10 protein-coding genes are annotated in these 14,063 nt (G+C 59.8%); 6 read left to right on the forward strand and 4 right to left on the reverse strand.

Translation table 11 applies throughout. The features are described from left to right. Positions 1-5 precede the first annotated feature (5 nt). Entirely contained in the window at positions 6-845 is an 840-nt protein-coding gene (gene efeU / locus ACIGDJ_RS00460) for an iron uptake transporter permease EfeU (RefSeq protein ID WP_397478121.1), read from the reverse strand. Positions 846-1,302: 457 nt separating this feature from the next. On the opposite strand from efeU, the gene ACIGDJ_RS00465 reads away from it, so the two are divergent. Continuing rightward, positions 1,303-2,340 carry an AraC family transcriptional regulator gene (locus ACIGDJ_RS00465; RefSeq protein WP_101160267.1) on the forward strand — a complete coding sequence of 346 codons (1,038 nt, stop codon included), beginning with the start codon at positions 1,303-1,305 and terminating at the stop codon, positions 2,338-2,340. On the opposite strand, the gene ACIGDJ_RS00470 is transcribed toward ACIGDJ_RS00465, so the two are convergent. Further along, positions 2,341-5,661: a dermonecrotic toxin domain-containing protein gene (locus ACIGDJ_RS00470; RefSeq protein WP_397478122.1), complete on the reverse strand. Its 3,321-nt coding sequence runs from the start codon at positions 5,659-5,661 to the stop codon at positions 2,341-2,343. A 112-nt stretch (positions 5,662-5,773) separates the two neighbouring features. On the opposite strand from ACIGDJ_RS00470, the gene ACIGDJ_RS00475 reads away from it, so the two are divergent. From ACIGDJ_RS00475 to ACIGDJ_RS00495, 5 genes are all read left to right on the forward strand, one after another. After that, positions 5,774-7,438: an AMP-binding protein gene (locus ACIGDJ_RS00475; RefSeq protein ID WP_101160262.1), complete on the forward strand. Its 1,665-nt coding sequence runs from the start codon at positions 5,774-5,776 to the stop codon at positions 7,436-7,438. A gap of 18 nt (positions 7,439-7,456) precedes the next feature. Further along, positions 7,457-8,218, forward strand: coding sequence for an SDR family NAD(P)-dependent oxidoreductase (locus ACIGDJ_RS00480; protein WP_101160259.1), 762 nt, complete (start codon positions 7,457-7,459; stop codon positions 8,216-8,218). Positions 8,219-8,231: 13 nt separating this feature from the next. Then, positions 8,232-9,425 (forward strand): acetyl-CoA C-acyltransferase, encoded by a 1,194-nt coding sequence (locus tag ACIGDJ_RS00485; RefSeq protein WP_397478123.1) that lies wholly within the window; start codon positions 8,232-8,234, stop codon positions 9,423-9,425. Between the two features lie 135 nt (positions 9,426-9,560). Continuing rightward, complete coding sequence (locus tag ACIGDJ_RS00490) at positions 9,561-10,688, forward strand: acyl-CoA dehydrogenase (protein WP_313001224.1); 1,128 nt, start codon at positions 9,561-9,563, stop codon at positions 10,686-10,688. A gap of 15 nt (positions 10,689-10,703) precedes the next feature. Then, positions 10,704-11,477, forward strand: coding sequence for an enoyl-CoA hydratase (locus ACIGDJ_RS00495; protein ID WP_101160251.1), 774 nt, complete (start codon positions 10,704-10,706; stop codon positions 11,475-11,477). A 92-nt stretch (positions 11,478-11,569) separates the two neighbouring features. Here ACIGDJ_RS00495 and ACIGDJ_RS00500 read toward each other — a convergent pair whose 3' ends face one another. Together ACIGDJ_RS00500 and ACIGDJ_RS00505 are read right to left on the reverse strand one after the other, a co-directional pair. After that, on the reverse strand, positions 11,570-12,721 hold the full coding sequence (locus tag ACIGDJ_RS00500) for an acyl-CoA dehydrogenase family protein (protein ID WP_101160249.1): 1,152 nt from the start codon (positions 12,719-12,721) through the stop codon (positions 11,570-11,572). A 3-nt stretch (positions 12,722-12,724) separates the two neighbouring features. After that, positions 12,725-13,831: an enoyl-CoA hydratase/isomerase family protein gene (locus ACIGDJ_RS00505; RefSeq protein ID WP_101160246.1), complete on the reverse strand. Its 1,107-nt coding sequence runs from the start codon at positions 13,829-13,831 to the stop codon at positions 12,725-12,727. Between the last annotated feature and the right edge of the window lie 232 nt (positions 13,832-14,063).

The raw sequence follows: 14,063 nt of genomic DNA on the forward strand, positions 1-14,063 counted from the left end.
GGGCCTTATTGGCTGGAAACGGAAGTCGTTGGCGTTGCCTGGCGTGGCGCGGGCATGAAGAACATCACCAGCGCCAGCAGCAGATAAATCAGATATGCGCCGAGGGTGCTGACGGTCGGCGCATCCTGATAACCGAACATGCCGGCCAGCACCGAGCCCAACGGGCCATCCATCGGCAACGTGGCGCTGAAGTCGAACAGCACGGTCTGCAGGTGATTCCACAGCCCGGCTTCATGCAGCGCTTGCACCGAGTTGGCGAGAATGCCGGCGGCGACCACGAGGATGAACAAGCCGGTCCACTTGAAGAACGCCGAGAGATTGAGGCGCATGCTGCCGCTGTAGATCAGGAAACCGACGATGACCGCCAGGATCAGACCGAGCAGGGCGCCAATCGGCGCGCCCGGGCCTTCGCTCTGCTGGAACACCGCGAGCAAGAAAAATACGGTTTCCAGGCCTTCGCGAGCGACGGCGAAGAAGACCATGGCGATCAACGCAATTACTTGATGCCTGGACGCTGCCAGCGCCTGATCCAGCGAAGCTTGCAGTGAATGCTTGATCGACCGCGCGACCTTGCGCATCCAGAAGACCATCGAACTGAGAATGCCCACCGCGACCAGACCGACGACGCCTTCGAAGAGCTCCTGCTGCTTTTGCGGGAATTCGGCGCTGACCAGTTCCAGGCCACCGCCGACCAGCAGGGCGAGGGCGGCTGCGAGGAAGACGCCGATCCATACGGCTGGCATCCATTGGCCGCGGCCGGTCTGCTGCAGATAACTGGCGATGATGCCGACGATAAGCGCGGCCTCGATGCCTTCACGCAACATGATCAAAAAAGGAACGAGCATTGGACGGCCACGGCGATTTAGATAGGAGGCTAAGTTGTAACATAATGACACTCATTCCCAAATGGCATTCATTGACATTTAGCTGAACGTGAGCTGAACAAGCCTTCTTTTTGGCAAGCCCGCTACCACAGGTGCCGCGCGTCTCTCTGGGCAACACCGATCCCAGGTGGGAGCGGGCTCGCGAAGGCGTCATGTCAGTCAATAAATGTTCAAGCTGAATCACCGCTTTCGTGAGCAAGCCCACTCCCACAGGTTCTTCGCTCTGATCACAAATCCTTCTGGGCAACAAATCCCCGGTGGGAGCGGGCTTGCTCGCGAATGCGTCGGGTCAGCAATAAAGAAGCAAGCTGAACCACCGTTTTCGTGAGCAAGCCCACTGCCACTTTGGTCCTGCAGTGGCTCTAGCAGCTGAGGTAAGATGCCCTCCACCGAAAAACAACAAGGTTCATCCCGGTCCATGGCGGAAAAAGACACCATTGCCATCCAACTGGTGCGCGAAGCGCTGCTGCAGAGTTGTGCTCCGGGCGCAACCACGGATGAGGCGTTGAGCAAGGTCGGCATCGATCCGGCGTTATTGACAGCCGACGCGGGCAGAGTGCCGGCTTCGCAATATGCCAAGCTCTGGCGCCTGCTGGCCCGGCGCGGCGATGATGAGTTCTTCGGCATGGACCCACGCAAGCTCAAGTCCGGCAGCCTGGCGTTTCTGTGTCGCAGCGCGATGGCGCAACCGACGCTGGCGGCAGCGCTGGATACCGGTCTGAGCTTTCTTTCGCTGATGCTCGAAAAACTGCCGGCGCAACTGGTGCATCAGCAGAGCCTCGCCGAAATTGTCTTGCTCGAAGACGACACCGAACCGCGCCGCGCCTTCACTTATTTCACTTACTGGATGATTGTTCACGGCGTGGCGTGCTGGCTGGCCGGGCGGCGGATTCCGATTCTCGCGATTGAACTGCGCTGCGCCGAACCGGATTTCACCGACGACTATCAGGTGATGTTTTCGCAGAACCTGCGTTTCGAACGTCCCCGCACGCGAATGATTTTCGCCGCCGATTGCCTCGATCTGCCGATCAAGCGCAGTGCCGAAGAGTTGAAGCGTTTCCTTGCCCAGGCGCCGGCGAACATTCTGGTCAAGTATCGCGACCCCGATAGTCTGGCCAGCCGAATCAAGCAGGATCTGCGGCACCTGCCTGCCGAGCAGTGGCCGGAAACCGAAGCGCTGGCCCGGCAATTGTGCATGTCCGCCTCGACCCTGCGCCGCCGTCTCGCTGAGGAAGGGCAGACCTATCAGGGGCTGAAAGACAGTGTGCGAAAGGAACTGGCGATTACCTGGCTCGCCGAGCCTTCGATCAGCTTCATCGAGATCGCCGCGCGCCTCGGTTTCGCCGATGTCAGCTCGTTCTACAAGGCGTTTCGCAAGTGGTCGGGGTCGAACCCCGGCCACTACCGTAGCCTGATCCTCAGCCAGCCAACGGGATCCAGCCCGGCTGAGGAATAATCAAAGCTCCTTTACGCTGACCAGCGACGTTGTGCCGGTGCCAAATGCGGTGGTTTTGATGCGCAAGCTCAGTTCATCCTTTGCACCACGCAACACATAGATATGATCCGACAGTTTCGGGCTCTCGAGTTTGTAGAGTTTCACACTGCCCTTTGGATACCGCGTGGGATCAAGCTCCAGCACTGCATGGATTTTGTTGGCGCGAGAGGACGCGTTGTGGCGGTTCTTGCCAAACAGGGTTTCAGACAGCTGCTGCCGTGGCATCGAATCAGGGGCCAGGTCGGTCACGTACAATCCGACGACACTGCGCTGCGGCCTGCCGTAAGCATCGTTGGACGAGTTATTGATGAAGGAGCTGCTCAGCGCTTTGATCGTCGCCAGTTTTTCCTTGTTGACGTAGTGATACAGACGCTCGGGCAGGGTCTCGATTTCGGTTTCGATGACGGCCGGGAATCCACTGCTGTCAGCAATCGCCCGTCGCGACGGGCCCGGCGCCTCGTTATTGGATCCGTCGTGTGCGCGTTTGTTAGGCGCACCGCCCTTCAAATGCAGCCGGTTATCGATCGTCCAGCGCCCCTGACCGTCGGTGGTCAGGAATGGGCCCGGTCGAAGATTGTCGACGGGATCAATGATCAGTACCGGACCTTCTTCAATCGATACGCGGAAGAATTGCTCGCCAACCAGCGCGTGCCACCTGTCGTTGTAGCGATACAGGCCCTTGTTACGCCCTTGTGCGACTGGTGCTCCCAGATCGGTCGGCTTTGCCAGTGCGAAGCTATCGAGCAGTGCCTGCTGCCCCTCGGTGTAAGCCCGCGGCGTGGCCCATGCGTTTTCGGTGCTCGCCCGGTCTGCCTGCGGGTGCTGCTCACTGGGCAGCATCGGGTTTTCTTCGACCGGAATATCTGGCGCTGCGGGCCCGGAATTGTCTACGGCGAATTCGAAAACCTCAGGGTCAAGGTGTGGAGCATTTCCGGTGTTTCGAGCCCCGTTGGCGATACGTCCGGCGTGCATGAGGACGGCTGCGAGATTGAGCAGCAGGTTAGCAACGGCAAATGATTTGTCCTGGCCGTCCGCTGTCGATAGCGCTTGAAGGTCATCCTTGAGGCTGACCGCCAATTGCAGCAACCATCCTGCAGTGGCGGCAGGCCCGGTGACCAGTGGCAGCAGCGATTCGAATATCAACCAGCCCAGCGTCTTGAAGTTGGCCCAGCGGCTTTCAGCGTTGGACACCGATTGCCGATCCGCCAGTTCCACCAGCGCCTGACTGTTGGCTTCATACAGCGGCTGAAATATATCGCCATGCATGGCGGGCGAAACGGTCATTTCCCAGCGCAGGCGAATTTCGTTGGCGCCCAGCAATCCAGTGTGACGAACCGAGGCTTTGTACCAGTCATGAATACTTTTTTGCAGCGCAGCGTCGGATTCGATCGCGCGTTGCAGATGGCTCTTCGAGGGAAACTGAATCAACGAAGGCGAGTAGAAGGGGCGATAGAGCACGACCGGCGCATTGCGTTCGGTGCCCTCAATAACAAACATGTTCAACACCGGACCCAGGCGCTGGTGCAACGGGCTGACTCGCAGATGGTTTGCCGTTTGCCGGTCATCAGCCAGTGCGATGATCAGGTTTGCGCCATGAACGTCAAAACCGTGCTCGCCGTTGAGTTTTGCCTGTAAGGCTTGCAGGGGTAGTTGGTTACGCAACTGCACCTTGAACAGGTTTTGTCGCGACGCCGCTTCGCTCGGGTTATCGAGCAGATGTTGCTTCAGATACGCAGGGTAGGTGCGGCCGATGTCCACTGCCTGGATCAGCGCCTTGGCGTACTGCGGGGTCAGCCAATCCGGCACGCTTTGCTGCTGCAAGCCTTTGACGCTCATCTGCCCCCAGGGCAGGCCGGCAAGATTCTCCAGAGCGAAATCGATAACGCCCAGCCGCGTCGTTTCCTGAATTCCCCAGCCGCCAGGAACACCTTCAGAGACTTTGATGTGCAGTTCGATGTGATCGGGATTGACCGGTTCATGGCCGTCGCGACTCATCTGCTTGATGAGTGCCTGATAAGTGAAGTCGCGGATGGACTGCAAATGGGTAAAAAACGTTGCGCCGTCGTACTGCCAATGCGTGGCCGCCATCGCCGAAATGAAGCGTCGATAGGTACGACGGTCGTCGGCATTCGCGTGTGCAAGCCACGACGGCAAATGCTTTTCCACGCTTGCTGCGTGGGTGATCGTATGCCTCGTACCCGCAAACAGACGAAGCGGGTCGGTGATCCTGTTGAACTGTTGCTCGGCGCTGGCGAACATTTCATCGAGCGGAAACTGGATGCTTTGAAGGTCCAGCAGTTGCCGGTCGATCAAAACACGCGCCAGTTCGTCAAAGATATTGGCATCCGGCTCGTATCGCCGAACGCTCAGAGACGCAACCTCCCAGCGCAGTTGCAGGCGCTCAGCTACGTGTTGCAGGCACGCCGACTCGGTGCTGAATCTTTCCCAGGCACCAGAGGGTTGAATCAACACAGTGCCAGACGTGTCGGTAACCATCAGCGCCGGATAAATCAGCGAACTGACATCCTCGCCATCCTTCATGTCGAATTTCAATAAACACGCCGAGGACCGTAAGTGCTCATTGAACAATGCTCTGTGTTGTTTTTCCGGCGTGACGATCAAACCCGTCAATGAAAAATAAAAGGCTTCATCTTTCTGATGAAGTGCTTCATTGATATTGGACGCGCAGGCGTCTTTCAATGCTTCCGACAACCATTGCCAACGACTCATTTGGTTATCAGCCGGTTGCTGCCAGTAATTCAGCAGTTGCGCTTGCAATGTATCAACCAACGTATGACAAATATCCTCAATGGCGGATTGGAAATCGACCAGGTTGATCTTGTCCCGATCGGCTGAGTTGACTGGAACAATTAGAGTTTCTGCGCTTATCAACAGGCATCGCCCTGCGGCGAAAGCTTGAAGGAATGCCTCAAGCAACGTGACCGGGTCGGAGCCCGGAGGCGACCGCAGATCATCATAGAAAAGTACATCCAGCGACAAAGATGACGATGCCAGACAATATTGCAGATAGTTTTCAAGCAGCTCTCTGGCTGTTTTGCGTAACGTCGGCTGATCCTTGAACTGCGCCAATAACGATTGTTCAAAGATGAAATCCTCTGTCTCAAGGATTGTTGGAGAAGGCGACATGAAATACATCTCGAGTGAATAAAAACAATGGCGGGTTGAAAGGTCGACGAAACTACCGATACACCCCGTCAATCGCCAGCGCACATAGTTAACAACTTGTAAGTCAGCGCGATTTGAGTTGAAGGTTTTGGCCAAACCAGTCAACCGGCTTGATGGCTTTGACCATTGCCCCAGGCCCCGCAGAGCGCGACTATCTCTGCGTTGTTTACGGTTCCCAGCCTAATAAAAACACCGAGGGATTCTGGCAATGCGTGATTACTTGTCCGCCACCGAACAGTTCGATTATCAGCACACCGTCGACACGTCGCTCAGCGGCACGCTCGCGGCACTCAATGCCTGCATCGAGTGCTGCGACCGCCATGCCTTGCCAGGTCGCATTGCGTTGTTCTGGGAAGGTCGCGACGGCTCGAGTGCGACTTACACCTTCACTGATTTGCAGGACAAAGCCGCGCGGTTCGCCAATTTCCTCCTCGCCCAAGGCGTGCAGAAGGGCGACAAGGTTGCCGGACTGCTGCCGCGCAACGTCGAGTTACTCATCACCGTGCTCGCCACCTGGCGTATCGGCGCGGTGTATCAGCCGCTGTTTACCGCGTTCGGCCCCAAGGCCCTCGAACATCGACTGAACAGCTCCGGGGCGAAAGTCGTGGTGGCCGACGCGGTCAACCGGCCCAAGCTCAATGAAGTCAGCGCATGCCCGATCATCGTCACCGTTGGCGGCGACAAAGGGCAGGGTATCGTTCGCGGTGACTACAGTTTCTGGGCCGAGCTGGCCCACTATTCCAACGTTTGCGAACCGCTGTTGCTGACTGGCGAAGACCCGTTCCTGCTGATGTTCACCTCGGGTACCACCGGCCCGGCAAAAGCGCTGTCGGTGCCGCTTAAAGCCATCGTCGCTTTCCAAAACTACACGCGCGATGCGGTAGACCTGCGCCCCGAAGATGCCTTCTGGAACGTCGCCGATCCGGGTTGGGCCTATGGCATTTATTTCGGCGTGACCGGGCCGTTGGCGCTGGGGCACCCGATCACCTTCTACGATGGCCCGTTTACCCTCGAAAGCACCTGCCGGGTGATCAACAAATACGGCATTACAAATCTCACCGGGTCGCCCACTGCCTACCGACTGCTGATTGCCGGTGGCGAAGCATTCGCCACATCGATCAAAGGCAGACTGCGCATTGTCAGCAGTGCCGGTGAGCCGCTGAACCCGGAAGTGATTCGCTGGTTCGCCGACAAGCTTGACGTGGTCATCCACGATCATTACGGCCAGACCGAATTGGGCATGGTCTTGTGCAACCACCACGGCCTCGAGCATCCGGTGCACGTCGGCGCCGCTGGTTTCGCTTCACCGGGGCATCGCATCGTCGTGCTCGATGAGCAGTTCAACGAACTCGGCGTCGGTCAGCCGGGCATCCTCGCCATCGACCGCCCGCAGTCGCCGATGTGCTGGTTCGGCGGCTACGAAGGCGCGCCCACGAAAGCCTTCGTCGGCAACTACTACCTGAGCGGCGACACCGTGGAGTGGAACCCGGACGGCAGCATCAGTTTCGTTGGCCGCAGTGATGATGTGATCACCACCTCCGGCTACCGCGTCGGCCCGTTCGACGTGGAAAGCGCCCTGATCGAACACCCGGCCGTGGTCGAAGCGGCGGTCGTCGGTAAGCCCGACCCGGAACGTACCGAACTGGTCAAAGCCTTTGTCGTACTGAGCGCGCAGTACCGCGCCGCGCCGGAGTTGGCCGAAGAACTGCGCCAACACGTGCGCAAGCGTCTGGCCGCGCATTCGTACCCGCGTGAAATCGAATTTGTCAGCGAATTGCCCAAGACCCCGAGTGGCAAATTGCAGCGCTTTATCTTGCGCAACCAGGAAATCGCCAAGGCTCAAGAGGCCGCGGCGCCTAACGTTTCAGCTTGAATCCAAGGAAACACCGTCATGCAGATCGAGAACAAGGTTTTTATCGTCACCGGCGGCGCGTCCGGCCTCGGTGCGGCCAGCGCTGAATTGCTGGTCAGTGCCGGCGCCAAAGTGATGCTGGTCGACATGAACGCCGAAGCCGTCGCCGCGCAGGCTCAGCGCCTCGGCGCGCAAAGCGTGGTCGCCGACATCAGCAACGAAGCCGCCGCCGAAGCCGCAGTGCAGGCGACCGTCGCCGCATTTGGCAGCCTCAATGGCTTGATCAACTGCGCGGGCATCGTCCGTGGCGAAAAAATTCTCGGCAAGAACGGTCCGCACGCCCTGAGCAGTTTTGCTCAGGTGGTCAACGTCAACCTGATCGGCAGTTTCAACATGCTGCGCCTGGCCGCTGCGGCCATTGCCGAGAGTGAAGCCAACGCTGACGGCGAGCGTGGGGTGATCATCAACACCGCATCGGTCGCTGCATTTGACGGCCAGATCGGCCAGGCGGCGTACTCGGCATCGAAAGGCGCGATCGCCAGCCTGACCCTGCCGGCCGCGCGCGAGCTGGCGCGCTTCGGCATCCGCGTGATGACCATCGCACCGGGCATCTTCGAAACGCCGATGATGGCCGGCATGACCCCGGAAGTCCGCGACTCGCTGGCCGCCGGCGTGCCGTTCCCGCCACGCCTGGGCAAGCCCGCCGAATACGCTGCGCTGGTGCGCCACATCATCGAAAACAGCATGCTCAATGGCGAGGTGATCCGTCTCGACGGCGCCTTGCGCATGGCAGCCAGGTAAAGGGGAATCCGTCATGACTCTGTCCAACGATCCGATTGTTATCGTCAGCGCCGTCCGCACTCCGATGGGCGGTTTTCAGGGTGAACTGAAAAGTCTCACCGCACCGCAACTCGGCGCGGCGGCGATCAAGGCTGCGGTAGAACGCGCCGGTGTCGCCAGCGACGCAGTTGATGAAGTGCTGTTCGGTTGCGTACTGCCCGCCGGCCTCGGCCAGGCGCCGGCTCGCCAGGCTGCGCTGGGTGCCGGGCTGGATAAATCAACGCGTTGCACCACGGTCAACAAGATGTGCGGCTCGGGCATGCAGAGCACGATCATGGCCCACGACATGCTGTTGGCCGGCAGCGCCGACGTGGTGATTGCCGGCGGCATGGAAAGCATGTCCAACTCGCCGTACCTGCTCGATCGCGCCCGCGCCGGCTATCGCATGGGCCATGGCCGCGTGCTTGATTCGATGTTCCTCGACGGGCTCGAAGACGCCTACGACAAGGGCCGTCTGATGGGCACCTTCGCTGAAGATTGCGCCGAGGCCAACGACTTCAGCCGCGAAGCGCAGGATGCGTTCGCCATCGCCTCGACCACCCGCGCACAGCAGGCGATCAAGGATGGCAGCTTCCAGGACGAAATCGTCCCGCTGACCATCACCGTCGGCAAAGAGCAGGTGGTGATCAGTCACGATGAACAGCCGCCTAAAGCCAAACTCGACAAAGTCGCGTCGCTGAAACCGGCGTTCCGTGAGGGCGGCACGGTCACTGCCGCCAACTCGAGCTCAATCTCCGATGGCGCGGCGGCGCTGGTGCTGATGCGCCAATCCCATGCGCAGCAACTGGGCCTCAGACCGCTGGCGGTGATTCACGGACACGCTGCGTTCGCCGACACCCCGGGCCTGTTTCCCACCGCACCGATTGGCGCGATCAAGAAACTGCTGAAGAAGACCGGTTGGGCGCTGGACCAGGTTGATCTGTTTGAGGTGAACGAGGCGTTTGCGGTGGTCGGCATGGCGGCGATGGCGCACCTTGAAATTCCTCACGACAAGCTCAATGTGCATGGCGGCGCCTGCGCCCTCGGACACCCGATCGGCGCCTCGGGCGCGCGTATTCTGGTGACGTTGCTGGCAGCGCTGCGACACAAACAGCTCCAGCACGGGATTGCTGCTATCTGCATTGGCGGCGGCGAAGCCACGGCCATGGCGGTGGAATGCCTCTACTGACCCACACAAATCCCTGTAGGAGCCGACGAGTGCAACGAGGCTGCGATCTCTTGATCTTGTATTTCAATTTCAAGATCAAGGTCAAAAGATCGCAGCCTCGTTGCACTCGACAGCTCCTACACTCAAGGACTCACCATGATCCTCAACGATGACCAAACCCAGATCCGCGACATGGCCCGGCAGTTTGCCGAAGAGCGGCTCAAGCCGTTCGCCGCTGAGTGGGACCGTGAGCACCGTTTCCCCAAGAACGCCATCGCCGAGATGGCCGAATTGGGCTTTTTCGGCATGCTCGTGCCGGAACAGTGGGGCGGTTGTGACACTGGCTACCTGGCTTATGCCATGGCGCTGGAAGAAATCGCCGCCGGTGACGGAGCGTGCTCGACGATCATGAGCGTGCACAACTCAGTGGGCTGCGTGCCGATTCTCAAATTCGGTAATGACGATCAGCGCGAGCGCTTCCTCAAACCGCTGGCCAGCGGCACCATGCTCGGGGCCTTTGCCCTGACCGAACCGCAGGCCGGTTCCGATGCCAGCAGCCTGAAGACGCGCGCCCGACGGGAAGGCGATCACTACGTATTGAACGGCTGCAAACAATTCATCACCTCCGGGCAGAACGCCGGCGTCGTGATCGTGTTCGCTGTGACTGACCCGAGCGCAGGCAAGCGCGGGATCAGCGCGTTTATCGTGCCGACCGACTCACCCGGCTACAAAGTCGCACGGGTCGAAGACAAACTCGGCCAGCACGCCTCCGACACCTGCCAGATCCTCTTTGAAGACGTGAAAGTGCCGGTCGCCAATCGCCTCGGCGAGGAGGGTGAGGGCTACAAGATCGCTTTGGCCAACCTCGAAGGTGGCCGCGTCGGTATCGCCGCGCAGGCTGTGGGCATGGCGCGCGCTGCGTTCGAAGCTGCCCGTGACTACGCCCGTGAGCGTGACACCTTCGGCAAGCCGATCATCGAGCACCAGGCCGTGGCGTTTCGCCTGGCGGACATGGCCACGCAAATCGCCGTCGCCCGGCAGATGGTGCACTACGCAGCCGCCTTGCGCGACAGCGGCCAGCCGGCGCTGGTCGAGGCGTCGATGGCCAAGCTGTTTGCCTCGGAAATGGCCGAGAAGGTCTGCTCCATGGCCTTGCAAACCCTCGGCGGTTACGGTTACCTCAACGACTTCCCGCTGGAGCGCATCTACCGTGACGTGCGTGTCTGCCAGATCTACGAAGGCACCAGCGACATTCAGCGCATGGTGATTTCGCGCAATCTCTGACAAGGAATTTTATTCATGACTTACGAAACCATCCTCCTGGAAACCCGTGACCGCGTCGGCCTGATCACGCTCAACCGGCCCCAGGCGCTGAACGCCCTCAATGCGCAACTGGTCAGCGAAGTGAACCACGCGCTGGATACGCTGGAAGCGGACGCACACATTGGTTGCATCGTCCTCACCGGTTCAAAAAAAGCCTTCGCCGCCGGCGCCGACATCAAGGAAATGGCCGAGCTGACCTATCCGCAGATCTACATGGACGACCTGTTCAGCGACAGCGATCGCGTGGCCAACCGACGCAAACCGATCATCGCAGCGGTCAACGGTTTCGCCCTCGGGGGCGGTTGTGAGCTGGCGCTGATGTGCGACTTTATTCTGGCTGGCGACAATGCCAAATTCGGCCAGCCGGAAATCAACCTCGGCGTGTTGCCGGGCATGGGCGGCACCCAACGTCTGACCCGCGCCGTGGGCAAGGCCAAAGCCATGGAAATGTGCCTGAGCGGACGCATGATCGACGCGGTGGAAGCCGAGCGCTGCGGCATCGTCGCGCGGATCGTGCCGAGTGACGAGCTGCTTGATGAAGCGCTGAAGGTCGCTGCGGTGATCGCTGGCAAGTCACTGCCGATTGCGATGATGATCAAGGAAAGTGTGAATCGTGCGTTCGAGGTCAACCTGACCGAGGGTGTGCGTTTTGAGCGCCGGGTGTTTCACGCCGCGTTTGCGACGCAAGACCAGAAGGAAGGGATGGCGGCGTTTATTGACAAGCGTGAGGCTGTATTCCAAGGCAAATAGATGCGGTGCCTAAGCTGACGCCTTCGTGAGCAGGCTCGCCCCCACAGGGATCTCCACCGCCCAATATGGGAGCGGGCCTGCTCGTGAAGCTTTTAGAGCTGATAGTTCTTCAAATCCCGCGCAATCACCATCCGCTGTATCTCGCTCGATCCTTCATAAATCTGGGTAATCCGCGCATCGCGGTAGTACTTCTCGACCGGGTAATCCTCCAGATAGCCATAGCCGCCATGGATCTGGATTGCCGACGAACAGACCTTCTCGGCCATTTCCGAAGCGAACAGCTTGGCTTGTGAAGCCTCGGACAAACACGGTTTGCCAGCGGTGCGCAGCCGCGCCGCATGCAGAATCAGCAACCGCGCGGCGTTGATCTGCATGTGCATGTCAGCCAGCAGATTGGCGATGCTCTGGTGCTCGATGATCGGCTTGTCGAATTGCACGCGATCCTTCGCATAGGCCAGCGCCGCCTCAAACGCCGCTCGCGCGATGCCTAATGCCTGCGCCGCGATGCCGATGCGTCCGCCTTCAAGGTTGGACAGGGCAATCGCCAGGCCCTTGCCGCGTTCGCCGAGCAGATTGGCCTCGGGGATGCTGCAGTTGTTCAGCGTCACCGCGCAGGTGTCGGAAGCACGGATGCCCATTTTGTGTTCGGTGCGATCGACGATGAAGCCCGGCGTATCGGTCGGCACCAGAAATGCGGAAAGCCCTTTCTTGCCCAGGTCCGGGTCGGTCACGGCGAAGACGATCGCCAGTTTCGCCCGTTTGCCATTGCTGACAAATTGCTTGGCGCCGTTGATCACCCACTGGCCTTCGCGCAGTTCGGCGCGGGTGCGCAGGTTGTGCGCTTCGGAGCCGGCCTGGGGTTCGGTCAGGCAAAAGCAACCAATGGTTTGCCCACTGGCCAGATCGGCCAGCCAGGTCTGTTTCTGTTCGTCGCTGCCGTAGTTGAGCACCGGGCCGCAGCCGACCGAGTTGTGGATGCTCATGAACGCGCCGGTGGCCCCATCGCCGGCAGAGATTTCCTCGACGGCCAGCGCATAGGCGACGTAATCGACATAAGTACCGCCCCATTCCTCAGGCACGACCATACCGAGCAAACCCAGCTCACCCATCTTCGCCACGAGGGCGTCGTCGATCCAGCCAGCCTTTTCCCAGGCTTGTGCGTGGGGCGCGATTTCGCCACGGGCAAAGTCCCGGGCCATGTCGCGGATCATCACTTGTTCTTCAGTCAGTTCGAGATCGTGCATGGCTCAGCTCCCGCTCTCATCAAAACCATGGAAGAAACTCGCGACCTGCGCAGCGTCCAGCTCAGCGACGGTCGGCGGGTTCCAGCGCGGTGACTTGTCCTTGTCGATCAGCAGGGCGCGCACGCCTTCGATCAGGTCGCCACGGGCAAACCACTGGCGGTCCAGATGCAGCTCCAGAGCAAAGCAGTGCTCCAGACTCAAATGCCTGCCGCGACGGAGCATTTCCAGGGTCACAGCCATGGCCAGCGGCGAGCGGGTTTGCAGCAGATCCGCCGTGGAGACCGCCCATTCGTGGCTGTCGGCGACGGTGACGGCGCGCAATTGCTCGATCATGCTCGGCACGTCGGGCAGGGCGAAGAAGTGATCGATGGCCGGGCGTAGAGCCTGGAGCGGCGCATCCGGCAAAGTTTGTACGGCATGCTTGGCCAGCAGGTTCTGCAGCGACTTGAGCGGCGTGTCCTGCCACTCCATGTTGTCGAATTTTTCGTCGAGCAGGGCCAGTTTGCTGCTGTCCAGATACCAGTCGGCGAGGCCGCAATACAGTGCATCGGCAGCGCGGATCTGCACGCCGCTGACGCCCAGATAAATCCCCAGCTCGCCGGGAATGCGCGGCAGGAAGTAACTGCCGCCAACATCGGGGAAATAACCGATGGCCACTTCCGGCATCGCCAGACGGCTCTTCTCGGTGACCACGCGCAGATCGGCGCCTTGCACCAGACCCATGCCGCCGCCGAGAACGAACCCGTCCATCAACGCCAGCACCGGTTTGCGGTAGTGATGAATGGTCAGGTCGAGGGCGTATTCCTCGACGAAGAAATCTTCGTGCAGCGTGTCGCCGCTTTTGAAACTGTCGTACAGCGAGCGAATGTCGCCGCCGGCGCAGAATGCCTTTTCACCCGCACCGCGCAATACCACGGCGTGAACATTGGCGTCGGACGCCCAGGCATCAAGCTGCTGTTGCAGCAGACGCACCATGTCGAGGGTGATCGCATTGAGGCCCGCAGGGCGGTTGAGGGTCAGGTGGCCGATATGGTTGCGCACCTCGGCCAGCACGTCGTTTTGCATCGCATCCATGGACGGGGTCCGCCGGGATGAAGCCTGAGCTGTCATCAGTAACTCCCTGCTTTTATTATCTTTATTCGAAAAGCCCGCGCGCGGGCGTTAGCGGATCGTAACAGTGCAAATTTGCCGTGTACAACGGGGATATGTGCAGGGGGAATCTGCGTTTTTCTCTCAGGGCTGCTTTCTGTGCGCGTAGGAGCTGACGAGTGCAACGAGGCTGCGATCTTTTGATTTCAAGAAACAAGATCAAAAGATCGCAGCCTCATTGCACTCGTCAGCT

It is taken from the genome of Pseudomonas sp. NPDC079367 (assembly GCF_044542195.1).
GTDB lineage: Bacteria > Pseudomonadota > Gammaproteobacteria > Pseudomonadales > Pseudomonadaceae > Aquipseudomonas.

Coding starts and splice junctions, on each gene's coding strand:
- efeU (WP_397478121.1), bottom strand. CDS start 845: ATGCTCGTTCCTTTTTTGATCATGTTGCGTGAAGGCATCGAGGCCGCG.
- ACIGDJ_RS00465 (WP_101160267.1), top strand. CDS start 1,303: ATGGCGGAAAAAGACACCATTGCCATCCAACTGGTGCGCGAAGCGCTG.
- ACIGDJ_RS00475 (WP_101160262.1), top strand. CDS start 5,774: ATGCGTGATTACTTGTCCGCCACCGAACAGTTCGATTATCAGCACACC.
- ACIGDJ_RS00480 (WP_101160259.1), top strand. CDS start 7,457: ATGCAGATCGAGAACAAGGTTTTTATCGTCACCGGCGGCGCGTCCGGC.
- ACIGDJ_RS00485 (WP_397478123.1), top strand. CDS start 8,232: ATGACTCTGTCCAACGATCCGATTGTTATCGTCAGCGCCGTCCGCACT.
- ACIGDJ_RS00490 (WP_313001224.1), top strand. CDS start 9,561: ATGATCCTCAACGATGACCAAACCCAGATCCGCGACATGGCCCGGCAG.
- ACIGDJ_RS00495 (WP_101160251.1), top strand. CDS start 10,704: ATGACTTACGAAACCATCCTCCTGGAAACCCGTGACCGCGTCGGCCTG.
- ACIGDJ_RS00500 (WP_101160249.1), bottom strand. CDS start 12,721: ATGCACGATCTCGAACTGACTGAAGAACAAGTGATGATCCGCGACATG.
- ACIGDJ_RS00505 (WP_101160246.1), bottom strand. CDS start 13,831: ATGACAGCTCAGGCTTCATCCCGGCGGACCCCGTCCATGGATGCGATG.